The organism is Bradyrhizobium sp. AUGA SZCCT0222, from assembly GCF_018130205.1.
GTDB lineage: Bacteria > Pseudomonadota > Alphaproteobacteria > Rhizobiales > Xanthobacteraceae > Bradyrhizobium.
In genome coordinates, this window is sequence record NZ_JAFCLX010000074.1 from 1 (window position 1) to 22,079 (window position 22,079).

General features: G+C 61.0%; 17 protein-coding genes, 1 tRNA gene and 1 pseudogene. 9 read left to right on the forward strand and 10 right to left on the reverse strand.

From position 1 onward, the window contains the following. Positions 1-26: 26 nt before the first annotated feature. The 4 genes and pseudogenes from JQ629_RS35030 to JQ629_RS35050 all read right to left on the reverse strand — a co-directional run bounded on the left by JQ629_RS35030 (position 27) and on the right by JQ629_RS35050 (position 5,952). Positions 27-3,256: pseudogene (locus JQ629_RS35030) on the reverse strand (anti-phage protein Upx-like protein). Positions 3,257-3,664: 408 nt separating this feature from the next. After that, a complete protein-coding gene (locus JQ629_RS37815) occupies positions 3,665-5,032 on the reverse strand; it encodes an exonuclease domain-containing protein (RefSeq protein WP_212416497.1) in 1,368 nt (455 codons plus the stop codon). Positions 5,033-5,044: 12 nt separating this feature from the next. Next, positions 5,045-5,554, reverse strand: a complete 510-nt coding sequence (locus JQ629_RS35045) for an ImmA/IrrE family metallo-endopeptidase (protein ID WP_212416498.1) — start codon at positions 5,552-5,554, stop codon at positions 5,045-5,047. Then, positions 5,551-5,952: a helix-turn-helix domain-containing protein gene (locus tag JQ629_RS35050; RefSeq protein WP_212416499.1), complete on the reverse strand. Its 402-nt coding sequence runs from the start codon at positions 5,950-5,952 to the stop codon at positions 5,551-5,553. The genes JQ629_RS35045 and JQ629_RS35050 overlap by 4 nt, the downstream gene beginning before the upstream one ends. Positions 5,953-6,036: 84 nt before the next feature. Here JQ629_RS35050 and mblB point away from each other — a divergent pair, with 84 nt between their 5' ends. Genes mblB through JQ629_RS35075 form a run of 5 tightly spaced genes read left to right on the forward strand, consistent with a single transcriptional unit; the run spans position 6,037 to position 13,168 of the window. Further along, positions 6,037-7,170 carry an anti-phage 6A-MBL system MBL-fold protein gene (gene mblB / locus JQ629_RS35055; RefSeq protein WP_212416500.1) on the forward strand — a complete coding sequence of 378 codons (1,134 nt, stop codon included), beginning with the start codon at positions 6,037-6,039 and terminating at the stop codon, positions 7,168-7,170. After that, on the forward strand, positions 7,170-9,470 hold the full coding sequence (gene cap2-3, locus JQ629_RS35060) for an anti-phage 6A-MBL system cap2_3 protein (protein WP_212416501.1): 2,301 nt from the start codon (positions 7,170-7,172) through the stop codon (positions 9,468-9,470). Before mblB ends, cap2-3 begins: the two co-directional genes overlap by 1 nt. Continuing rightward, positions 9,467-10,648, forward strand: coding sequence for a patatin-like phospholipase family protein (locus JQ629_RS35065; protein ID WP_212416502.1), 1,182 nt, complete (start codon positions 9,467-9,469; stop codon positions 10,646-10,648). The genes cap2-3 and JQ629_RS35065 overlap by 4 nt, the downstream gene beginning before the upstream one ends. Continuing rightward, positions 10,645-11,595, forward strand: coding sequence for a ComEC/Rec2 family competence protein (locus JQ629_RS35070; protein ID WP_212416503.1), 951 nt, complete (start codon positions 10,645-10,647; stop codon positions 11,593-11,595). The genes JQ629_RS35065 and JQ629_RS35070 overlap by 4 nt, the downstream gene beginning before the upstream one ends. A 4-nt stretch (positions 11,596-11,599) precedes the next feature. Further along, positions 11,600-13,168 (forward strand): phospholipase effector Tle1 domain-containing protein, encoded by a 1,569-nt coding sequence (locus JQ629_RS35075; protein ID WP_212416504.1) that lies wholly within the window; start codon positions 11,600-11,602, stop codon positions 13,166-13,168. Between the two features lie 251 nt (positions 13,169-13,419). Here JQ629_RS35075 and JQ629_RS38010 read toward each other — a convergent pair whose 3' ends face one another. The 3 genes from JQ629_RS38010 to JQ629_RS35090 all read right to left on the reverse strand — a co-directional run bounded on the left by JQ629_RS38010 (position 13,420) and on the right by JQ629_RS35090 (position 14,394). Further along, positions 13,420-13,602, reverse strand: a complete 183-nt coding sequence (locus tag JQ629_RS38010) for a helix-turn-helix domain-containing protein (RefSeq protein ID WP_044590027.1) — start codon at positions 13,600-13,602, stop codon at positions 13,420-13,422. 391 nt (positions 13,603-13,993) lie between these two features. Further along, positions 13,994-14,068, reverse strand: a tRNA-Glu gene (locus JQ629_RS35085). A 116-nt stretch (positions 14,069-14,184) separates the two neighbouring features. Then, a complete protein-coding gene (locus JQ629_RS35090; RefSeq protein ID WP_212416505.1) occupies positions 14,185-14,394 on the reverse strand; it encodes a hypothetical protein in 210 nt (69 codons plus the stop codon). 400 nt (positions 14,395-14,794) lie between these two features. Here JQ629_RS35090 and JQ629_RS35095 point away from each other — a divergent pair, with 400 nt between their 5' ends. The 3 genes from JQ629_RS35095 to JQ629_RS35105 are packed head-to-tail and all read left to right on the forward strand — an operon-like array spanning position 14,795 to position 17,908. Then, positions 14,795-15,247: a (2Fe-2S)-binding protein gene (locus JQ629_RS35095; protein WP_212263082.1), complete on the forward strand. Its 453-nt coding sequence runs from the start codon at positions 14,795-14,797 to the stop codon at positions 15,245-15,247. Positions 15,248-15,249: 2 nt separating this feature from the next. Beyond that, a complete protein-coding gene (locus tag JQ629_RS35100) occupies positions 15,250-17,568 on the forward strand; it encodes a xanthine dehydrogenase family protein molybdopterin-binding subunit (RefSeq protein ID WP_212416506.1) in 2,319 nt (772 codons plus the stop codon). A gap of 55 nt (positions 17,569-17,623) precedes the next feature. Further along, positions 17,624-17,908: a hypothetical protein gene (locus JQ629_RS35105; protein ID WP_249135488.1), complete on the forward strand. Its 285-nt coding sequence runs from the start codon at positions 17,624-17,626 to the stop codon at positions 17,906-17,908. A 211-nt stretch (positions 17,909-18,119) separates the two neighbouring features. On the opposite strand, the gene JQ629_RS35110 is transcribed toward JQ629_RS35105, so the two are convergent. From JQ629_RS35110 to JQ629_RS35120, 3 genes are all read right to left on the reverse strand, one after another. Further along, entirely contained in the window at positions 18,120-19,850 is a 1,731-nt protein-coding gene (locus JQ629_RS35110; protein ID WP_212416507.1) for a methanol/ethanol family PQQ-dependent dehydrogenase, read from the reverse strand. 76 nt (positions 19,851-19,926) lie between these two features. Then, positions 19,927-20,568 (reverse strand): QcrA and Rieske domain-containing protein, encoded by a 642-nt coding sequence (locus JQ629_RS35115; protein ID WP_212416508.1) that lies wholly within the window; start codon positions 20,566-20,568, stop codon positions 19,927-19,929. A gap of 127 nt (positions 20,569-20,695) precedes the next feature. Then, a complete protein-coding gene (locus JQ629_RS35120) occupies positions 20,696-21,031 on the reverse strand; it encodes a hypothetical protein (RefSeq protein WP_211998786.1) in 336 nt (111 codons plus the stop codon). A gap of 14 nt (positions 21,032-21,045) precedes the next feature. Between JQ629_RS35120 and JQ629_RS35125 the strand changes: the two genes are divergently transcribed. Continuing rightward, positions 21,046-22,062 (forward strand): RluA family pseudouridine synthase, encoded by a 1,017-nt coding sequence (locus JQ629_RS35125; RefSeq protein ID WP_249135490.1) that lies wholly within the window; start codon positions 21,046-21,048, stop codon positions 22,060-22,062. Positions 22,063-22,079 lie beyond the last annotated feature (17 nt).

Below are 22,079 nucleotides of genomic sequence, written 5' to 3' on the forward strand. Positions count from 1 at the left end.
AACGGCCCGGAATTACCGGGCCGTCGTCACTCTCGCAGCCATCGTTCTGTGGATGCGCTAGTGTCCACACCACCTAGGCCTGGTGCCAGAATGAAAGTCGGATCATCCTGCAGATCAATTTGGATCAGGGGTTTTCGCAACACAGAAAGCCGCCGACGAAAACGCCATGGAAACCGATCTTTTTCATTGAACCCATCGGGCACGGTACGCCACAGCGGCCTACTGGTAAGAGTGAGATTCTCCACGATGCGGCCCGCGGCAAGCAGCGATACGGCGGTCTCACCGCCAAAGAACCCCAGCAACTGGCTCTTCTTGATAGAAACTATCGCACGCCCAGTTTTCAGAACGTTTTCCTCCAGAGTATCGAGAAACTTGAGCATTTCATCAAACGTCCCTCCGGTCTCTTCCTCCCAAGCTTGCCAGAACGCATCTGGCCACGGACTCGTATCCGTTCGGACCGCTTCAATCTCTTCAAATTCGTCCGCGTACGAGTTGACGTCGTCGTCGACGCGCAAGTCGCTTGCCACGCGGGCAAACGGTGCGAGGATTTGGTCATAAAAGAAGAAGTTGGCGTGGATATCGCCGAGAGGCGTCACGCGTAAGCGGGGCTCCATGCCACCCCATCTGATCGCATCCGACCAGCCGCCGAGCCTTTGGATCATCATGATCTTCGCCATAAGGCCGGACAGATCGAGCTTGCCAATTCTCCGTCCGCCCGCCAGCGGGCACTCGCAGATCGCAAATTCAATTAGAACGCGCGACGTTAGGAAAACCGCACTGAGACTCGATTCACGCTCGACCATCGTGTCACGAGCCGCCGTCTTGTCGTTATGCAAGGCCAGGACGGCGGCGGCGGTACGTTTCCAGTTATCCCGATTCGCTGCCGCGCTTTCATGGTTCATGAGAACGATTGAAAGAACCGAGCGACGATCGAGCAGGCGAAGCTCCTGGCAGACTTCATCCTCGAGAAATTCGACGAGGGGATTGAGATAGGAGAGGCATTCCTGTGCTCCTGCGATATCGCCACCCTGCGCTCGCGTGCGTTGACGCCAACCGAGGCCGAGTTTGAGAAACGCGTCGTCGTCCTCATCGATCGTGACAGGGCCGGTCCAAATTGCGTCCCGCACGTAATCCCGAAAGGTGGCGGCGAGAAACGCGTGAGCCTGCCGTGCGTGGGCATTGGGCACGATCTCTTTAAGCAGCGCATCTCGCTTCGGATCTGTGAGATTTCGACCTGCTAGCGCCGCAAAACTCTCAAGAAGGCAGTCGACAAGAGCTCGTTCCGCGACGTTTTCAGGATGGAACAACGCCTCTTCGAAGCGGGGATCGATGGTGAGAGTGACGGTCGCACCGGTGCGGTCAATGGACGAAGCGATTGCCGTCTTCGCGTCTTCGAATGTGAGGCGGGCCCGTTTACCGCTTCCTTCCTTATCGCCGAGCTGTCCTTGAAATATACATTTGAGCGATAGAGGCCCGGCAGGTAATCCCGCAAAGGCCCGCTCCATGACCGGAACGCTCTTGCAGAGCCACGTTTGCAGCATTCTCATTCGATCGTAAGCGAATGGCCGCGCCGCTTCTTCGACAATCTCCATGTCGCACCACCAAACATGCGATGGCGATTCATACGCAGCCAGCGGGAAACCACCGTCACCTCGGCAGTCGACTGCGAAATAGAAGGGCTCGCCGCTGTCCTCTTTAAAGATAGACCTGCCTTCTTTACGGAGCTTCAGCCATCGCCCATCCCTGGTTTGTGCGCAGTGAAGGTCGAAGAAATGCGGTACAGCCGCCCTGACACGGCGGAGAGCATTCTGTTCTATGAGAACCGTGACGCGTTGGCCGTCTTCGCCGAACTCATCTGGAATGTCTCCATGCGGAACAAGATGACCTTCCAGCGAACGCGCCCAACCAACGAGATTGAGAAGGCCGTTCACGTTCTGAAGTGTGACGCCCAATTCGTCGAGACGCTTTTCGCTCTGCAGCAAGCGCCACAACGAAAGGGAATTAAAGTCGTTCAACCAGCACAATGTGTGCAGATCGGGGGCGCTAATGGCCTCGAAACTCCAGCCGTGTGGCAACTGCGGAACGGGAAACCGGATGGCTGCGCGACCGATGCCGCATCCGACGAGCAGAGTCATTCCCGCGCGATAGCCGGGTGAGGCACATGCCGGTCCGGTTGCGGACTCTATCCACTTTTCAACGTCTTTAGACAGTTTATCGAGGTCGGGTATTTCCCCGACTAGGCCGTCTTGCGCAAAGTCCTTCAGAGGATCGACAAAAAACACCACATTGATGAACAGTCCGGGGTCGACCTCCATCATCACGCCGGCGAGAAGGCCATCTTCCGTTCGTTGAAATTCGATCGGAGCACCCCGGCGCTCGCCGAGCAACGGGACATCTCCGAAGAGATTGCCATATTCCATCGCCAGGAAGCCAATGAAGGCCTCTCGAAGATCGATGCTTTCCATCATCTCAGTGATGAATCGGCGAATGGCGGCACTGGTCGCCGTCGGCAGAAGGAGGCAGAACTCGCCATTGCGATGCACGATCGGAAATCGCTCCAAAGTAGAATTTCCAATCGCCTCGTGGGCAACCTAGCGCGCTGATCCGCCGGAAATCCGAAAGCCACCAGATGTTCAAGGGCGATGCCGTGCTCTTTGAAGTCCGCCTCGGTAAATGAAACAATTTCGGCCCACGTACTGACCGTGTTCAATACCGAGGCTGGCAGCGCCTCGGCTCGTTTGTCACTGCCGAGCTGGTAACGGGCAAGGCTCGCTCGTTGGCAAACGACGTCTGACAAGCGTAACAATGCGTAGACTGGTTCACGAAGTTGGTTGGCAAGGTCTCCAACCGGCAGAAGCTCCAAGAGGTTCACAATTCGCTGAAGATAGAAGCCCGCAGACTCCCAAATTCCTTCGAGGACCCGGAAATCGCCGCGCGGGGTCACGATCAGGGTTACAAAGATATCTTCGGCCGGATCTTCCTTAAAGCCGATCCTTCCTTGTCCAGCCTCCTCAAAGAGGCGTCCTACGATCTTTCGGTTGGGTTTACTTCGACCGTCGCCTACGGCGAGCGTGAGATGCACGAGAGCTTCGAGGCGAAGACAGTTGCTTTGAAGCTCCGGCACTGTGAGCAATCCGCCGAACGTGGCCGCAAGCCGGAGCGGATCGAACGATTGAGTATCCCGCAGGCATGTCTCTAGTTCGGCGACGATAGGTCCCAGATCCGTACGGCCGCCGATGTCCGCCATCATCGCCATCAGGTCTTCGGGACTGAGAGATGGCTTGTTCAAGAATCACCTATCAAGGTTGGGCACAGTAAGGCGCGAAATCGAGCGCCGCGCAAATAAAGGTCTCGAGAAACAGAGGCCTGACGAGCGTGCGCTGTAGAAATGCCTGCAGCATCACTCGATTTGCATGAGGCCATTGGATGGGCTCACAAGAAACGAACGCCGCTTAGAGATCGACCAGGTTAGACATAACGACATCCTGGGATCTGATTGGTTTACCGAACTCCTGCGAGAGGCCGCCTATTTCCGGCAGGAGGACTCGGCCGGAGCGTTTACTACCGACAGCGGTGTCGGCCGTCGGCCCGTTTCGGCTTTTGTGTGCCATGGAGACAGGGCCGCGCCCAATCTTTAGCAGCGGCAACCTTGGTAGGCCGAACGCTACTTGATCGCGGTGAAGCTTTGCCTGAACTCAGATGAAATTTGGGTGTCAATCGACTCCAGTTCCAACAAGGCACTGGGTACCGTCGTCCACGGGGGCGACAAGTAGCGTCCATCGCCGCGTCGCCTGGCGGCAATATCTTCGTCCATTGCGCGACGCGTGATCTCTTCGAATAAGTGGGCGGCTTCAAAATAGATCAACCTGCGGCCAAGGCGCCTCAACCGCTGATCATCGAACCGTTCGACCAGACCGAGTCGCTCCTCCCACGGGCGGGAGTGAAACTGTCTGCACATTTCGCGGTCGGAATCAGAGAAGAAGCCGGCGCCGTAGATCTGCTGTTCGACGTGCTCGGAGAGCGGATAGACCTTTTCGGCGGAGGCGGCAGCTTGCGTCAGCCTCTCCATGAAGTCCGGGTCTGACCTAACCAACGAAGCCGATCGCATTAGATCCTCTTCCGAAGTTTCGCCGAACAACGACCGCTCTATGTCCCACAGCGGATAGAGGAGCGGAGACCCGTTGACTTTCAGCCGTCGGATGGGCCGAGGTTCGACAGCTATGCGTTCCGTAAGTTCGAGGGTGTCAAGTCTCCTCAATGCATCGACGTCACCGGTCAGGTCGAGACAGTAGTGAACGTTTCCGTCCCGCGGACTGATGCCCACCCTGGTCAGGAAGTGCATAACGCGCGGGGAGCCGTAGAAATCGAAGTAAGCGAAAGCATCCTCGTCCCTGACGAAATCGACAACGGAAGTCTTGGAGGAGAAGCGGAGAAAAGCTGACCATAGCTCGGGTGCGCCGCTTCGTACCAGCCGGCAAAGTCCAAGGGTCGCGTCGACGTCGTGAGCGGCATCGTGCGCCTTACCGGGTGCGATGCCGTTGGCGGCGGCTAGCGGGCCGAGCCTGTAGACATCCGCTCCATCTGCACCGACGCCCGGACGGATGACCGAGGGATGCAGCGTTCCGGCGGCACGCATAAGATTGAGAACGTCAGCACGGGCGTTTCTGTTCGTGTTGGTCAGGAAAACCGGATGCAGGCATTGGTAGAATGCCTGGCGGAGGAATTCCTCGTCGAACGAGATGGAGTTGAAGCCCAGGAACACGGATGGCGACCACGACGAGAGAACGCGGGCAATGGTGCAGACCATGCCGTAGTGGGTTGGTCGCGAGGTGTCCGTCGCGTCGGCGAGCGATGTTTCCGTGAGATGCAGCGCTTTCGGCGACGGCACGACTTGAGGCATCAGCCGGCATCGCGTCTCGAACCGCTCGGTCTCGACCAGATCGACGTCCGTCCTCACGGCGGCGAATTGGAGAATTTGGTCGAAGCGCTTGTTCAGACCGGTGGTCTCGACATCGTAAAAGACGAAGGCCACGCTGTTTGCCGCCTAGATGTTCTCGAGCCTGTACTGGAATGCGGTGAGACTTACCCTGAAGCGCTTGGCGAGGGCTATGAGGTAATCGTCGTCGTTCAGGTCGCCCGGCCGCTCCGCCAGGGCCTGTCGGACCAGCTTCGCCGGCAGCAGTAGTTCGGACGCGAACGCGTTCGCCTGGACCTCGAGTGGATCGGTACCCTCCGCCGAGGTCGGATCGCGTGGGATGAAATTCCTACTCTTATCTATCATGACCGCCGTCTCGAGATGCGATCGGTGAAGGACTATGTGGCCCAGCTCGTGCGCGATCGTGAAACGCTGCCTGTTGGGATGGTGATTTGAATTCACGCCGATGATCGGCCTGCCTTCGCGCAGGAATGCCATGCCGGACAGTTCGTCGTCGAAGGGACTGTATTCGACCCTGACACCGAGCGCCTTAGCGAGCTTCTCCACCGGAACAGGCGGAGCCTTGAGTCCGAGTTTCTCGACAAGGGCAAGTGCCTGCTCCTTCGCGAACTCTCTCATTTCTCGCCTCCGGCTTTTCGTCGGATAAACTGTTCGATCTGCGCCTTCTGCACGTCGTTGACCTCGCTACCCACCAACCGCACCGGGCCGCTCGCCTGCTCGAATGAAAAACTCGCCGGAACGAGTTCCGTGATCGAGTCGACCTTGAGGGCGGTTGCCAGCTTGTAAATCTGATGCAGCATCAGCTTCTGGCGGCCGCTTTCGATGTTCGCGAGCGATGCCCGGGTCAGTCCGATCTGCTCGGCCACCTCGGCCTGCTTCAGACGCAATTTCTTTCTCCGGGCCGCCAATCCGGCGCCGATGATCCGATAGATCTCCAAATCAGTCATGTCGTAGAGAGAATCGGAATTCGAGTCCGCCGTCAATCTGGCAAACAAAAATGTGCTTAATACAAACATTACAAAAATGTAATATTGCGTATGGTGACCTCTGGAGGGACTCGGGGTAAAGTTCCGCCACCGAAACCGTGTCCGGAGGACGCAATGGCGACCCTTACCTTCCATCCGCTCGGAAACGCCGACAGTACCCGCATCGACCTGAAAGACGGCCGCAAGATCCTCGTCGACTATGCCGACATGCGGACTCCCGGCGATCCGTCGAGTCCGTACATTGACCTCCCGACGGCCTTGGATGCCGACCTGCGTTCCGCGAGGCGCGACTATTTCGATGTCGTGATTTTCACCCATCTGGACAAGGACCACACGAATCGTGCCGGCGACTTCTTCCATTTCGAGCGGTTCGCGTCGCGGCAGGGCAACGGCCGCATCAAGATGCGCGATTTGTGGGTACCCGCGGCGGCGCTGACCGAGGAAGGCTGTGAGGGGGATGCCGAAATCATCCGGCAGGAGGCGCGCCATCGCTTCATCGAGGGCAAAGGAATCCGGGTCTTCTCGCGCCCGGGACGGCTCGAGGATTTCTGCAAGCGCAATGGCATCAGGCTGGCGGACCGGCTTCATCTCGTAACCGATGCCGGTAAGCTTGTTCCGGGCTACGATGATCTGAACGCTGCCGGCGGCGTCGAGATATTCATCCACAATCCGATGGCTTGGCGCCTGAACGACCGCGAGGTCGAGGAACGCAACCAGGACGCTGTGGTGTTCCAGGCCACCTTCCGTGAATTCGGGACGGACACCAAGGTCCTGTTCGCGTCGGATGTCGACGACGTCACCATCGGCCAGATCGTCGAGGCGTCCAAAAAGCACGGCAACGAAGACAGGCTCGGCTGGCATGTCTTCAAGATCGCCCATCATTGCAGCTACAAATCGTTGAATTCCGCGGACAAGGGCAACGAGAAGACCACGCCGACCGAGGACGTCCGCTGGCTTTGCGAGGACAAAGCCGAAATGCGCGGGATCATCGTGTCGACGAGCGAGATCATCCCCGGCAAGGGGTCCGACGACGACAAGGATGTCCAGCCGCCCCATCGCCAAGCCGCGAACTACTACCGGGACGTCGTCGCGACGATCGACGGGCAGTTCGAGGTGACGATGGAGAACTCGCCCCGCCGTAATCCCAAGGCCTGCCAGATCAGCATCACCGTCGCTGGCGCCTCTTTCGTGGCGATGGCCATGCTTCCGGTGGATTTTGCGGCGGCGAAGCCGATGAGGGCCGGCTGATGGCGCTGCGCGCGCTCGACGATCTCTTCGGGGAACAGGTCGATTGGATCTCCCTGCAAAGGCCGCGCGCGCGCTCGGTCGCCCGTCTCGTCTGTGGCGGCGAAACCCAGGGCTACCGCTTCCTCGAGGCGCGCCGCGCCTGCACCGGCAGCGAGACGATCGTGGTGCAGATCCACGTCGACCGGCCGCAACGTTTCGTCCATGCCTTGAAGGCCGTCGAAACGGTCGCCCTTTATTTCCCTGGCGGTGACGCGGGCCCCCTGATCCTTGCGCTTCGGGACGATTTCCCGGATGTGCCTCATGCGTATCCGGGGCACAGGTCGGATCCGGTTTCGCTCTGTATCGACGATCGGCCCTGGAGCGAAGGGAAGCTGAACTGGACCCCGAGCGAGTTTCTCGTGCGGATTCAGGTTTGGTTGGCGAAGACCGCGCGCGGCGAACTCCACGGCCAGGCGCGTGCGCCGGAGCCGTTGTTCGTCGCCCCCGGACCCGTCGTCATCGTCGATAGGGGGATGATGGACTCGGCTCTCGCGGGCCCGGTCGAGTTGGCGCTGCACAGGCCCGATCACGGACTTGCCCGGGAAATATTAATCGCGTCGTCGCCGGCGGCACGACAGCCGTTTCCGGGGCTGGGAGTGGCTCTTATCGCCCTCACCGCGGCACGGCGAGGCATGGGCCCGATGCGTTTCCCGCCGCGGACGCTGGGCGAACTCGCCGACGAATTGCCGGAGACGGATCTCCGGGGATATTTGCGCAACAAGACCCTCGACTGGGTCAGCAATTCCTGGAACGGGAGAGTGCGCCCCTGCGGGGATCCGGATCAACTCGGCTGGCGACTGGGCTTGCTTGTCGGGTTTCCGATCGCAAGGGAAGGCGACGGAGAGATCGGTATCCTGGACCTCAAGGTTTTCCTGACCAAGGTCACCGTTGCGGAAGTCGGTGTGGCCTTGGGTTGCCTCGACAAGGCGCCCGACGGGACCCACGGCCGGTTGTTGAAGCCGACGGACGGCGCCGGCGCCGACGCCATTGAACTCACATGCGGCGAGGTGCATTTCGCGCTCGACCGAAGGCTGGCATCCCAGGTCTCGGGCAGGTCCGGCGATACGCGACGTGCGGTGTTGGTCGGCGCCGGCACCGTCGGCTCCCACGTTGCCGCAAATCTCGCGCGCGAGGGGCTCTTCACCTGGGTCGTCATCGACGGCGACTACTTGCTGCCGCACAACGTTCCTCGGCACGCCCTGCCCGCAACCGCGGTCGGGCATTCGAAAGCTACTGCATTCGCGAACTTACTCGACTCCATGTGCGGCCACCCGGACCGAACCGGTCACCTGACCGCAGACGTGCTCTCCGCGGATCCGGCCACGCAAGCCGCGGTCGGGAGCGCGCTGGAAGGCGCCGACATCGTCATGGACGCCTCCGCATCCGTGGCCGTGTCCCGATTCCTGGCGCTGGACCCGAACACGGGTGCGCGCCGTGTCGCCTTCTTCTTCAATTCCGACGGCACCGACGCCGTGCTGCAGATCGAACCCGCGGACCGATCTTCGTCGTTGCTCGAACTCGAGGCGCAGCACTACGCGATGACCGTCGAACTACCCGAGTTGACGGGACATCTTCACGCCTCGGAAGATAGCATCGCCTTTTCAGGCGCCTGCAGGCAGGCGACCAATCGCATGCCGGAGAGCCGGGCGGCATTGCTGTCATCGCTCATTTCCATGGAGATCGCGGCGTCGCTCCAGGACGCACGCGGCAAGATCACGATCTGGAGGACGGACGGCGCCAGCGTACGGCGAATCGAGGTCGCTTCGGCGGACTGGCGGCGTCTGTCGGTGGGCGACTGGTCGGTCGTTCTCTCGGAGCAGGTCGCTACCGCAATCTCGGGATGCCGGATATTGGCGCTTCCCGCAGAAACCGGCGGCGTACTGCTCGGTGTGCTGGACATGGAAGAGCAATCTATCCACGTAGGCCTCGCACTCGACGCCCCTGCCGACAGCGAGGGGGACGAGAGCGGATTCGAGCGCGGAATCGCTGGTTTGCGAGCCAGGATAGCACGTGCGACCGAGGAGAGCGCCGGCCAACTCGTCTATGTCGGGGAATGGCATTCGCACCCCGAAGGGTACGCGGCGACACCAAGCCCGAAGGACCTTCTGCAGCTTGCCGAGCTTGCCGACCTGCTCGACATGAACGGCGTGCCCGCGCTGATGGCGATAGCGAACGACGACGGCATCCGTATTCATTCCGCCGCCAGACATGAGCTCGGATCGACCTATTCGGCCGTGATGGTGAGAGAGGCGCGCCCATGAACGACGCGACCGTCACCACCGTATCGAACCGGATCGGTCTTGCCCTCTCGGGCGGTGGCGTCCGGGCCGCGGCCTTCCATCTCGGTGTCATGAAGCGGCTCGCAGACGACGGGCTTTTGGAATCCGTAACCGATGTATCGACGGTTTCCGGCGGCAGTCTCATCACGGCTGCAGTCGTCTCGCGGGCAGGAATGCGTTGGCCGACTTCAGCCGAATTTAGGGCAAAGATCTTTCCTGAACTGCGGGACCTCCTGTCGACGACCGATCTCTTCGGCTTCGGTGCAGTAGGTGCGCGCGGCCTGCTCGAGTTCAATGTCCGGCTACTGCGTCACCGCGCGGCCGTACTTTCAACGTTGCTGGAGAAGCGGTGGGGTGTCGCCGGCTATTTGGCCGACCTGCCCGACGTGCCGCATTGGACGATCAACACGACTTGCCTCGAAACCGGAAAAAACTGGCGGTTTGCGAAGCGCGAGATGGGCGATTGGAAGTTCGGAAAGCACTACGCTCCCGATGTCCCGCTTTCGATCGCCGTCGCGGCTTCCGCAGCCTTGCCCTACGCCCTCGGTTCGCTTCGCCTGGCCATTCCGTCGAACGGTTGGTGGGAAACCGACCCCGCCACCAACAAGCCGATCCGCAAGAAGCAGCCTCCATACGAGACGGTTCATCTTTGGGACGGGGCAGTCTACGAAAACCTGGGCTTGGAGTCATTCCACAAACCGGGACGCGGACTCATCCGGTCTGATTTCCTGATCTGCAGCGACGCATCCGGCCCGCTCCGTCCCGGCGTCAGGTCGCCACTTGCTGCTTTCGCGGGAGGCCGGCTGGCGTCCCCGCGCCTCTTCGAAGTCGCCAGCGATCAGATCAGGTCGTTGCGCAGCAGAGCGCTAGTCGCCGATCTCGCTTCCGGCGCGGTACCGGGCGTCTTGGTGCGGATGGGCAACTCCGTGCGCGAAATGGACGTGAAGACCGCGACCGGCAGGGCCGTCGGCTTTTACGATGTGGTGCAATCCGACCAGCAGGCCGGCGCGGCCGCCGACCACCCGACCGATTTGAAGGCGCTGTCCGATGGCGCCTTCGACAGACTGGCTCGGCACGGTTTCGAAGCGGCGGACGCGACCCTCACCAGCTACGCCGCTTCGCGGTTTCCGCGGTCGTTGCCTTGGAGTTGCTCGCTATGATGAAGAGCGTCGTCACCAGGTTTCGCGCCTATCAGTTGGGCTGTCCCGGCTCTTCGTTCTCGTTTTTCGCTGGCGGTCATTTCACGGTTATGGAAGGCCGCCTCACCGATTTGAGCCGAGCGTCACTTGAACACGAGATGAGGCTGTGCGGCGTGAGCTTTGCGGACAATCTAGACATCACCAGTTGGGATTCGGATCACTGCAACCGTCATGAACTGCAGGAATTGCTCGAGCTAGTCCAGCCGCTGACGATCCAGTGTCCCGGATATGACCCCTACACCGACCACGGTGAAGGATGCATCGAGATCATCGGCGCCTATCGCGACCGTCCACGCAATACGAACAGGAAGCCGCGTATCGAACATATTACGCCGGCCTTCATCGCCGGCCTCGGCGAATCGCAGCGGCTAGGATTCACCAACGTCTTTCACGGCCCTCTTCACGTGGGGAGCAATGCCAACGACAATTCGACCGTAAAACACTTCAGGAGGGGAAGCTTCAACCTGCTGAGTCTGGGTGACGTGGAGGATCCGGGCATTTCGGCCAGACTGAGACGCTCTAGAATGCTCCGTTCCGAGACCGACGTGATGATCTTGGCGCACCACGGTGCCGACAACGGGTTCACGAACAAGGCCTTTTTGACCCGCCTCGAGCCCGCGCTGGCCATTTGCTCGGCGGACTTCGACAACAAGTACGACCATCCGAGGCAGGAAATAAGGGATCTGCTGTACGAGCAGGGCATTCGGTTGATGACCACCAAGACCGGGGACGTCGTCGTGAAGTCGATCGGAGATCACACCGGGCGGTATCGCGCCATCAACTTTCGCGGAAACACGACCGAGATCTCCTCCGAGCAGGATTTCGTTTCGAAGAAATTCCGGGTCCTTTCCCACAACGCGGACACGATCCGGCAGCACTACGCCGGACGGCGATCGTACCCGAGGTAAACGCATGGCGAAGAACGTCGTAATCTATTCGGATGGAACCGGTCAGGCCGGCGGATTCCGTTTCGATGAAGACCGCAGCAACGTCTACAAGCTCTACCGCGCGACACGATGCGGCCCTGATTCTTCTATCGATCCGCGCGAACAAGTCGCGTTCTACGATGTCGGCCTGGGATCGCAGGCCGACGGGGCCAACATATTTGGCCGCGCCTTTCGCGCCCTTCACAACTTCATCGCGCAGGCGACGGGGTTTGGTATCACGCGCAACATCATCGATTGCTACGCGGCGCTTATCCGTCTGTGGAGGCCCGGCGATCGGATATTTCTGATCGGGTTCAGCCGCGGCGCATATACCGTGCGTTGCCTCGCTGGCGTCATCGCGCGTTGCGGAATCCCGGTTCACCCCAAAAACGATCCGAATGGCATCCTGCCAACCGATCCGGGTTCGGCGCAGGAGCTTGCGGCTTATGCAGTGAAGCACGTCTACCAGTTCACCTATCCGCGCAAGCGCTCCGCCCCCGATACGACGGACCACCAAAGGTTCCTGCTGGACGCCAGGGACGACATATCGGCGCGCTTCCGCGCCGAATACGGCGCCTTCGACAAGGCGGACCCCGGCAAGGCAAACGTCTATCCGCACTTCGTGGGAGTCTTCGACACCGTCGCGGCCCTCCTCAACCCCGACATGACCGCTGCCTTCGTCGTGGCGTTCCTCTTCTTTGCTGCCTTCCTCGGTCTAGCCGGCGAAATCTTTCAGCCCTTCGTCGGCGCTCCGTGGGTGGGGTGGATCTTGGGGTACCTCACGTTCTGGAACGTATTCCTCGGAGCCATCGGCCTTGCGGTGCTGGGTTCGGCCTGGGTCTACGTTTACACGCACCTGAAGTTCGACTTCTCGATTCCGGGTTACGACCGCAAGAAATCGTTGCGAACCATCCACTTCAACGAACTCTGGATGACCTTTTACGACTACGATCTGAACGAAAACGTCGGCTATGCGCGGCACGCGATCTCAATCGACGAGAACCGAAAGAATTTTCAGCGCGTCAAGTGGGCCTCGACGAAGCCGACCGCGCGCGACGCCAACGGGATCAACTGGTTCGAGCAAGTCTGGTTTGCAGGAAACCACTCCGACATCGGAGGCAGCTACTGCGAAAACGAGAGTCGCCTATCCGATATCGCGCTGGACTGGATGTTGCGATGGGCGGTGGCTATTCCTGATGGCATCAAGTTCGATCATCGTGTCATTAACATGTGGCCTCATCCAGAGGGTCCACAGCATGACGAGGTAGCCAGCGGATTCAGCTTCATTCCGAAATGGACAGGCATTACCTGGGCCAAAGAGAACCGAAAACTGCCAGCCTCCGCGGCGACGATGCATCGCTCGGTTTACAGGCGATTCGATCTGGAGGCGGTCCAAGTCTACGACAAGATGAGCCGGTATCGACCTGAGACGTTGTCGACACACGACGACTTGAAATCGTTCTACGCTCCAGCAGCGCCCTTCCCGGCCACGTCCGAACAGATAGCAACAGCCACGGCGGGGGAACCACCGCCGCTACCAAGGACCGGCCCATGAGCCGCTGCCGCCCGGTCGGCGGCGGCAAGTGACATGCGGATGCGATCGAACGTCAACTTGCGCATCAGGAGGCGAATGAAATCCGTGGCGCCTATACCCATGCCGCCGAATTCTGGCAGGAGCGCCGTGCGGATGAGGCGGTGGTGGGCGGACGAGTTCGACCGGCTAAGGGAGCACGGTCGTTTCATCAAAATGAGTGCCTGAGGAAAAGCGCGTTCAAAGTGGGGTTGGTCCCTTAAGTCGCACGTCCATTAGTTCGACATGTTGGTGTCAAGGAGCGCCAGAAGTGAGCGCACCACTACTAGTCGCCGACGTCCGATCGTTGTCGTGACGATACGCCCAGCTCCTATCAACTCGTAAAGCTTCGTGCGTCCCAAGCCGGTCACTTCGCATGCATCGTCAATCGTGCAGGTGAGCCGCTGGGCGAATGGCATCGTACTCGGTTCTGCGGCTTTCGGAGCGGATAGACTGACTTGTGACTGTTGTCCGCCAGTTTTCTCTCGTCGATTGTATCTCACGTGGCCCTCCCATTCGCACAAAGCTCGACAGGACAAGAGTTGATTGTGCGACGAGCAACGTCAATGCGAACATCCGAGGGCGCTCGCGTACGACAGCGCACGTCAGCGGCGGTTTGAATATTTCCGGACACCAAGGGCGACGAGGAAACTTTTCGCGAATGCGCCAGCGACAGTGGAGGCATCGCGCCGAGGCTAGTCTGCTAATGTCGGCAGCAAATTCCCCAAGCGTTCGCCGCTGTTCACCAGCGTCTTATTCAACCATTATTCAACGAACGCGGCTGATGGCTACCTAAGTGCCTGAGTTTGCTGGCGCTCCCTAGGGGAATCGAACCCCTGTTTCAGCCTTGAGAGGGCCGCGTCCTAACCGCTAGACGAAGGGAGCGTACGGCAGAGGGAATAGCCGCGAAATCGTCCGGCTGCAAGGCGCTGAAGGCCATGGTTTTGGCGATCTGCGGCGGGCCGGGCGTGATTTTGGCGGTCTGGCATCGAAATCAGGCTTCAGGGCGCCTTCAACTGGGCGGCGGCGCCGGCCGAGGGGTCGAGACGGTAGAAGACGGCCCCTGAGAATCCGGAACTCAGTGAAGACTGGGCGCGCATCTGCTGTCCGCTGCCACCGGCATAGGCTTGATTGACGAGGTCCTGTCCGGGCGCGCCCGTCTTCGGGACCCCGATATTAAAGTAATACGCTTTGCCCGCCTCGACCTGCACGTCGGTCTCGAACGCGAGGGATATGCCCGACTGAACCGAAAGCCTGTAGGACCCGGGCGAACGAACTCGATCTCCTCCGTTACGCGGCTTCCGCTGTGGCGGGAAAATCCGGCAAACCTGCCGTGAGCCCTGCTTTCGACAAACGGCAAATCCAAAACACCTGTCTGTGAAGTCACCGCGGCGTCAACGTCTGATAGCATCATCGTGGCATTCCTGACGCCGGGGGCGCCTCGGCCAGATCGCGAAAGGAACATCCGCAAACAGCAAATTGCCTTAACCAAAATGCCTTCACGAATATTGCCCTGGGCAGGGAAACCCGCGCGGCGATCCGAGCGAATGGAAATGTGTTCCGGCTCGCGCCGCAAACAGATCAACAGCTTAAAAAGAGCGAGGGACAGCCATGATCAAGGTGAAGATAAACGGCCAGGAACAAAATTGGGATGGCGATCCGGATCTTCCGTTACTCTGGTTTCTCCGTGACGAGGTGGGACTGACGGGAACCAAATATGGCTGCGGCCAGGCCCTGTGCGGCTCGTGCACCGTCATCATCGACAAGCAGGCCGTGCGCGCCTGCATCACCTCGGTCTCCGACGTGGTCGGCCGCGACGTCACCACCATCGAGGGCCTGCACCCGACCGGCGATCACCCGGTGCAGAAGGCCTGGCGCCAGCTCAATGTCCCGCAATGCGGCTATTGCCAGACCGGCCAGATCATGCAGGGCGCCGCGCTATTGATGGACAATCCAAAACCTTCCCATGACCAGATCCGCGAAGCGATGGCAGGCAACATCTGCCGCTGCGGCTGTTACCAGCGCATCGAGAACGCCGTGCATCTCGCGTCAACGGGGGTGTGATCATGAATATCCTCACCAATCCCAAAAAACTCCGTGGCTTTGAGCGGCACCTCAAGGTCGAGAACGTTTCCCGCCGCAGCATCCTGAAAGGCCTCGGCATCGCCGGCGGCTTTGCGCTCGCCGCGCCCGTGATGTCGCGCCCGGCTTTCGCCGCCTATGAGACCGGCGCATCGAAGATGCCGCACGGCACCGTGGTCGATCCACGCGTGTTCGTCTCGATCGCGCCCGACGGCATCGTCACCATCGTCGGCCACCGCGCCGAGATGGGAACCGGCGTGCGGACCAGCCTGCCGCTGATCGTCGCCGAGGAGATGGAAGCCGACTGGTCGCGCGTCCGCGTTCAGCAGGCGCCCGGCAACGAGGCCAAATACGGCAACCAGGATACCGACGGCTCGCGCAGCACGCGGCATTATCTGATGCCGATGCGCCAGATCGGCGCCTCGGCGCGCTCGATGCTGGAGGCCGCCGCCGCCAAGCGCTGGGGCGTGCCCGCGACCGAGGTGAAGGCCCGCAATCACGAGGTGGTCCACGCCGCGAGCGGACGCAAGCTTGGCTTTGGCGATCTTGCCACCGATGCCGCCAAGGAATCGGTGCCTGGTATCGAAGGCTTGAAGCTGAAGGACCCGAAGGATTTCCGCTATCTCGGCAAGGGCCAGATCGGCATCGTCGACCTCAGGGACATCACCGTCGGCAAGGCGCATTACGGCGCCGATATCCGTCTGCCGGGCATGAAATACGCCGTCATCGCCCGTCCGCCGGTAACCGGCGGCAAGGTGAAATCGTTCGACGCGGCGGAAGCGATGAAGGTCTCCGGAGTCGAGAAGGTATTGGAGGTCAAGGGCTGGCCGTGGCCATCCAAATTCCAGCCGCTCGGTGGCGTTGCCGTGATCGCCCGCAACACCGGGGCGGCGATCAAGGGGCGCGACGCGCTGAAGATCGTCTGGGATGACGGCGCCAACGGCAAATACGACTCGGTCGCCTACCGGGCTTCGCTCGAAGAGGCCGCGCGAAAACCGGGACTGGTGGTGCGCAAGGAAGGCGACGCCGATGCGGCGTTGAAAGGCGCCGACAAGGTGATCACGGGCGAGTATTATTTGCCGCATCTGGCGCATGTCAGCATGGAGCCGCCGGTCGCGGTCGCCGACGTCAAAGGCGACAGGTGCGAAATCTGGGCGCCGGTGCAAAGTGCCGGCGGCACGCGCGAAGATGTCGCCAAGACGCTCGGCATCCCCGACGCCAACGTCACCGTGAACGTCACGCTGCTCGGCGGCGGCTTCGGGCGCAAATCGAAATGCGATTTCGCGATCGAGGCGGCGCTGCTGTCGAAGGAACTCGGTGCGCCCGTGAAGGTGCAATGGACGCGGGAGGACGATGTTCGTCACGGCTTCCTGCACACCGTCTCGGTGGAACGCATCGAGGCCGGGCTGGACAAGAGCGGCAAGGTAATCGCGTGGCGGCACCGCAGCGTGGCGCCTACGATTGCCTCGACCTTCGCACCTGGTGCGAAGCATGAGGCGCCGTTCGAACTCGGCATGGGACTGATCGACAACCCGTTCGAGATCGCCAACCTGCAATGCGAGAATCCGGAAGCGGCCGCGCATACCCGCATCGGCTGGTTCCGTGCGGTGTCGAACATCCCGCGCGCCTTCGCGGTCCAGTCCATGGTCGCCGAAATCGCTTCTGCTACCAAGCGCGACCCGAAGGACATGCTGCTGGAGCTGATCGGATCGCCGCGCCTCGTCAACCTGTCGTCGGTGAAGGACCCCTGGAACTACGGCGAGCCCTATGGCAGCTATCCGATCGACACCGCCCGCCTTCGCAAGGTGGTCGAGCTCGTCGCGGACAAGGGCGGCTGGGGACGGTCCGTGCCGAAGGGCCACGGGCTAGGCATCGCCGTGCACCGGAGTTTCGTCAGCTACATCGCGACCATCGTCGAGGTCGCCGTTGACGACAAGGGCAAGTTCACGGTGCCGAGGGTCGATACCGCGATCGATTGCGGAACCTATGTCAATCCGGAGCGCATCGAGTCCCAGATCGAGGGCGCTGCGATCATGGGGCTGAGCCTTGCCAAACATGGCGAGATCACCTTCAAGGACGGCAAGGTGCAACAGGGCAATTTCGACGATTTCCCTGTCATCCGCATGGACGAGTCACCGCTGGTGACCCACGTCTATATCGTGCCGCCGGGGCCCGATACGCCGCCCAGCGGCGTCGGCGAACCCGGCGTGCCGCCGTTCGCACCGGCGCTGATCAATGCGATCTTCGCCGCCACCGGAAAGCGCATCCGGAGCCTGCCGATCGGCAAGCAACTGGAGGCGTGACAAGGAACGTTAAAGGGCTGTGGCCGTTTTCATCGATCTGACAGGAGCCAGGTCGATGAAAATGTCGATGAAAATCACGATGGTGAGGTTGGGGACGCTCGCGGCAGCCATGCTGTCGAGCGTCCTTCTTTTTGACATGCAGGCAGCGAACGCCCAGACCAACGCCGCGCCGGACACAACGGCAACCCGGCCGGCAAAAACGCCCGCGGGCCAGACTTCGATTCCAAGCAGCGGGCCAGCAGCCACGACAACGCAAACCACCGGCGAAGCCAGCCGGGACCCGACCATCAAGCAGATGAACGAAACCGAAAAGTCGAAGGTCGATTCCAAGGGCAAATGACTTGAAATCGAAAGCGGCGGGTTCAACCCGCCGCTTTCCATTGTCACTCAGTCCGCCGATTTCTGTTCGCGTTGCGTTAGCGGGTTAACTGCCGTCATTCCGGGATGGTGCGTTGGCACCAGACCTCAAATGCGCAATTGCGCATCGGGGAATCTCGAGATTCCGGGGTCGATGCTGCGCATCGCCCCGGAATGACGAGGGAAGAGAGCCGTCACTTCTTGACGGCGAATACCCAGACGACCCCGCCTTGCGGCACGTTGTTCTCGATGCCCACGTTATTCTGGGTCGCCAGCGCGTCCTGGATGCGCTGCGCGTCGACGCCCCAGCCGGACTGCACGGCGATATATTGCGTGCCATCGACCTCATAGGCGATCGGCATGCCCACGATGCCGGAGTTGGTCTTCTGCTCCCACAACTTCTCGCCCGTCTTGGCGTGGTAGGCACGGAACATGCGGTCGTTGGTGCCGCCAACGAAAACGAGGTCACCCGCCGTCGCAGTCACCGAGCCGAACAATTGGGATTTGGGGAAATTCTGCTGCCAGACCTTTTTCCCGGTGGCCGGATCCCACGCCTGCAGTTCGCCAAAATGATCAGCGCCGGGGCGAACCTTCAGGCCGATGTCCTCGGGCTTGGTGCCGAGCCAAAGCTGGCCCGCAACCAGCGGCACTTTCTCGCCGGTGAAGCCGCCGCAGAAATTCTCGTTGGCGGGCACGTAGACCAGGCCGGTCTTCTGGCTATAGGCCGCCGACGGCCAATCCTTGCCGCCCCACAGCGACGGACAGAACTCGACCCGCTTGCCAATCACCGGCTTGTGCGCGGGATCGACGATCGGCCTGCCGGTCTCCGGCTCGATTCCTTTCCAGACGTCGGTGTGAACAAAAGGCCAGCCGCTGACGTAGTTGATCTTGTCCGCCTTGCGCTCGAGCACCCAGAAGATCGCGTTGCGGCCGGGATGTATCAGGCTCTTGATGGTCCGACCGTCCTTTTGCAGGTCGACCAGCATCGGCGCCTCGACCTCGTCCCAGTCCCATGAATCGTTTTGATGGTACTGGAAGTATGTCTTTATCCTTCCGTTCTCGGGGGCGAGCGCGAGCACCGAGGTCGAGTAGAGATTGTCGCCGGGATGAGTATTGCCCGGCCAGGGTGCGGCGTTGCCGGTGCCCCAGTAGATGGTCTTGGTTTCGATGTCGTAGTTGCCGGTCATCCAGGCCGGCGCGCCGCCCGATTTCCAGTCGTCACCGGTCCAGGTTTCGTGCCCGGGCTCGCCTGGACCCGGAATCGTAAAGGTGCGCCACAGTTCCTTGCCGTTCTCGGCATCGTACGCGACAACATATCCGCGCACGCCGAATTCACCGCCGGAACCGCCGACGATCACCTTGCCGTCGACGATCAGCGGCATCAGCGTCAGGTACTGACCCTTCTTGTAGTCCTGAACCTTGGTGTCCCACAGCACCTTGCCGGTCTTGGCGTCGAGCGCGACGACGTGATCGTCGGTGGTCGCGAGATACAACTTGTCCTGCCACAATCCGACGCCGCGGTTGGTCGGATGCAATTGAAAGAGATCGTCGGGAAGCTGGCGCTTGTATCGCCAGTACTCGTCGCCGGTCTTGGCATTGAGCGCGATCACCTGCCCCATCGGGGTCGCGATGAACATCACGCCATTGTTGACGATCGGCGGCGCCTCATGGCCTTCGACCACACCGGTCGAGAAGGTCCATACCGGCGTGAGGTCTTTTACGTTCGAAGTGTTGATCTGGTCGAGCGGGCTGTAGCCCTGCCCGTCATAGGTCCGGCGATACAGCATCCAGTTGCCGGGTTCGGGCTTTTCGAGGCGGGCCGACGTCACCGGATCGTATTTCTCGATCGGTGCAGCGCCGGCGGCGGCTGAGACAAGGCACGTGAATGCGACAGAGCTCGACAATAACCAATGCTTCGTGGTCATGAGACGCAACCTCCCTGTTTTTGTTTTTGATTCATTCCATGGTCGTGCGAATACCCGATGCGGCTTCGTCTTTGAGTTAGGTACCTACCTTTCCAATGAATGTTGCGGTGACGGTGAGTGCACCGCCCGTGATCGCAAGCGGAAGCGCCGCCAGGCGCCGCGGCGCAGGCCCGAACAGGACTTTTGCGCTTTCCCGCGGATCATATTCGGAGTTGTGGCAGGCACATTTGAACACGAGCTTGTCGCCCGACGCCTGTTTCACCCAGCCGGTGACGGGGCATCCCGTGTGCGAACAGATCAGCGAATAGGCGACGATGCCGTCGGCGCTGCGTGATCGCGTGTCATCATCGAGTTCGGCAGGATCGAGCCTGACCACCAAGAGCTCGTTCAACCGCGAGCCCTTGCGGATCACGGCGGTCTTGGGGTCCCTTGGCCACGCGCGCACGGGAGGCCCGCCAAGCTTCAAATCCTCAGGCTTGATGGCCTCACCGGCGTGGTCGCCTTCAGAGAACACCAGCGTGTCGGCTTTTTGCGGCCGCAGATTGCTGCCGGGCTGATCATCCTCCGCAACGGAGGGCTCTGGAGCAGCAAGACAGGCGCAAGTCGCAAGCGCCGTCAGCAGCATCGCACGCCGCGTTGGATCGGAACATGAAACCGCGCCATCGTGTTCGACGATGTCGTCGATGGGAACCGCGGCGCTAGGGTTGGATTCCGACATGGCGCAAGCTGAGCGTGTAACTCAGCCAAAAAAATGGCGAGCGTCCAACTTGCCAGCGTTGCTGCTACGCGAAAAATCACCTTGCATTCTGAAGTTGAGTTCGACGAGCGGCCGTTGATCGCTCCGCTCAGGGCTCGCTCACGAATTTCAGCTGCCCAACAGGTTTCAGCGTCTTTGCATCAAATGTGCGGATTTCAGTTACGCCGCCGATATCGAGGGTCACGACCAGCCGGTCGCCGGCGACGCCGGTGGACACGATACGGGCGCCTTTCGGCAAGCTCGCCGTGGTATCTGATATCGCTGCGGGGCTTCCCTCGCTGCGATAAAGACGATAGCCGATGGCGGTCAGGACGATGGCGACGGCGAGCGCCGAGGTCAGGCCTGCGATCAGCATCATCCGCCGCACCCGCGCAAACAGCGCGGCCTGTTCGGGGGTCGGTTCGGGCGCAACGGTATCAGTCATGCAAAGGCTCTTCTTTGGAACAAGTCACGTCTTCGAATAACGGCGAGCGGCTGGAGGTCACGGTCGGCGGCGACGAAGGATCGCCCCGGCTCGACCGTGTGCTCGCGGTGCTTCGCCCCGAACTGTCGCGGTCCCGCCTGAAGGCGTTGATCCTCGCCGGTTCCGTCACCGCCAAGGGCGCCGCAATTCGCGACCCCGCTTATCATGTTGCCAAAGGCGATACGATCACAATCGACGTCCCGGAGGCCACCCCGCCCGAGCCAAAGGGCGAGGATATCGCGCTCGATATCGTGTTCGAGGATGAGGACATTATCGTCATCGACAAGCCAAAGGGCCTGGTCGTACATCCCGCTGCCGGCCATGAAACCGGCACGCTCGTCAACGCGCTGATTGGCCATTGCGGCGCAAGCCTTTCCGGCATCGGCGGCGTCCGCCGTCCGGGCATCGTGCACCGGCTCGACAAAGACACGACGGGGTTGATGGTCGTCGCCAAAAACGACCGCGCGCATCAATCGCTGACGGCGCAATTCGCCGACCATGGCCGTACCGGCCCAATGCGGCGCGGCTATATGGCCTTTATCTGGGGCGTGCCGAACCGCCAGCGCGGCACGGTCAATGCGCCGATCGACCGGCATCCCTTTGCCCGCGAGAAAATGGCGGTCCGCGACAGCGGCCGTGAAGCGGTTACTCATTGGGAGCTGCAGGCGGCCTTCAATGGTCGGGACGGCAAACCGGTCGCCTCACTGCTGGCCTGCCAGCTCGAGACCGGACGGACCCATCAGATCCGGGTGCATCTTTCCCATATCGGCCACCCCCTGATGGGCGATGCGGTCTATGGCCCGCACTTCAAGACCAAGGCCGGCCAGCTCGGGCCCGGAGGTCAGGCTGCCCTGGCCGCGCTCGGCCGGCAGGCCCTGCACGCCTACCTGCTTACCTTGGAACATCCTCGGACCGGAGAGCTTTTGCACTGGGAGGCGGCCCTACCGGAGGATTTGCTTCTCCTGCAGGGCAGCCTCGAAGCGGCGCTATGACGCAGCCGATTCAGAAA

Excerpts from the sequence above, each read along its gene's own strand:
- JQ629_RS35045 (WP_212416498.1), bottom strand. The coding sequence starts at position 5,554 with ATGAGAGAGTTCGCGAAGGAGCAGGCACTTGCCCTTGTCGAGAAACTC.
- JQ629_RS35050 (WP_212416499.1), bottom strand. The coding sequence starts at position 5,952 with ATGTTTGTATTAAGCACATTTTTGTTTGCCAGATTGACGGCGGACTCG.
- mblB (WP_212416500.1), top strand. The coding sequence starts at position 6,037 with ATGGCGACCCTTACCTTCCATCCGCTCGGAAACGCCGACAGTACCCGC.
- cap2-3 (WP_212416501.1), top strand. The coding sequence starts at position 7,170 with ATGGCGCTGCGCGCGCTCGACGATCTCTTCGGGGAACAGGTCGATTGG.
- JQ629_RS35065 (WP_212416502.1), top strand. The coding sequence starts at position 9,467 with ATGAACGACGCGACCGTCACCACCGTATCGAACCGGATCGGTCTTGCC.
- JQ629_RS35070 (WP_212416503.1), top strand. The coding sequence starts at position 10,645 with ATGATGAAGAGCGTCGTCACCAGGTTTCGCGCCTATCAGTTGGGCTGT.
- JQ629_RS35075 (WP_212416504.1), top strand. The coding sequence starts at position 11,600 with ATGGCGAAGAACGTCGTAATCTATTCGGATGGAACCGGTCAGGCCGGC.
- JQ629_RS38010 (WP_044590027.1), bottom strand. The coding sequence starts at position 13,602 with ATGCCATTCGCCCAGCGGCTCACCTGCACGATTGACGATGCATGCGAA.
- JQ629_RS35095 (WP_212263082.1), top strand. The coding sequence starts at position 14,795 with ATGATCAAGGTGAAGATAAACGGCCAGGAACAAAATTGGGATGGCGAT.
- JQ629_RS35100 (WP_212416506.1), top strand. The coding sequence starts at position 15,250 with ATGAATATCCTCACCAATCCCAAAAAACTCCGTGGCTTTGAGCGGCAC.
- JQ629_RS35105 (WP_249135488.1), top strand. The coding sequence starts at position 17,624 with ATGAAAATGTCGATGAAAATCACGATGGTGAGGTTGGGGACGCTCGCG.
- JQ629_RS35110 (WP_212416507.1), bottom strand. The coding sequence starts at position 19,850 with ATGACCACGAAGCATTGGTTATTGTCGAGCTCTGTCGCATTCACGTGC.
- JQ629_RS35115 (WP_212416508.1), bottom strand. The coding sequence starts at position 20,568 with ATGTCGGAATCCAACCCTAGCGCCGCGGTTCCCATCGACGACATCGTC.
- JQ629_RS35120 (WP_211998786.1), bottom strand. The coding sequence starts at position 21,031 with ATGACTGATACCGTTGCGCCCGAACCGACCCCCGAACAGGCCGCGCTG.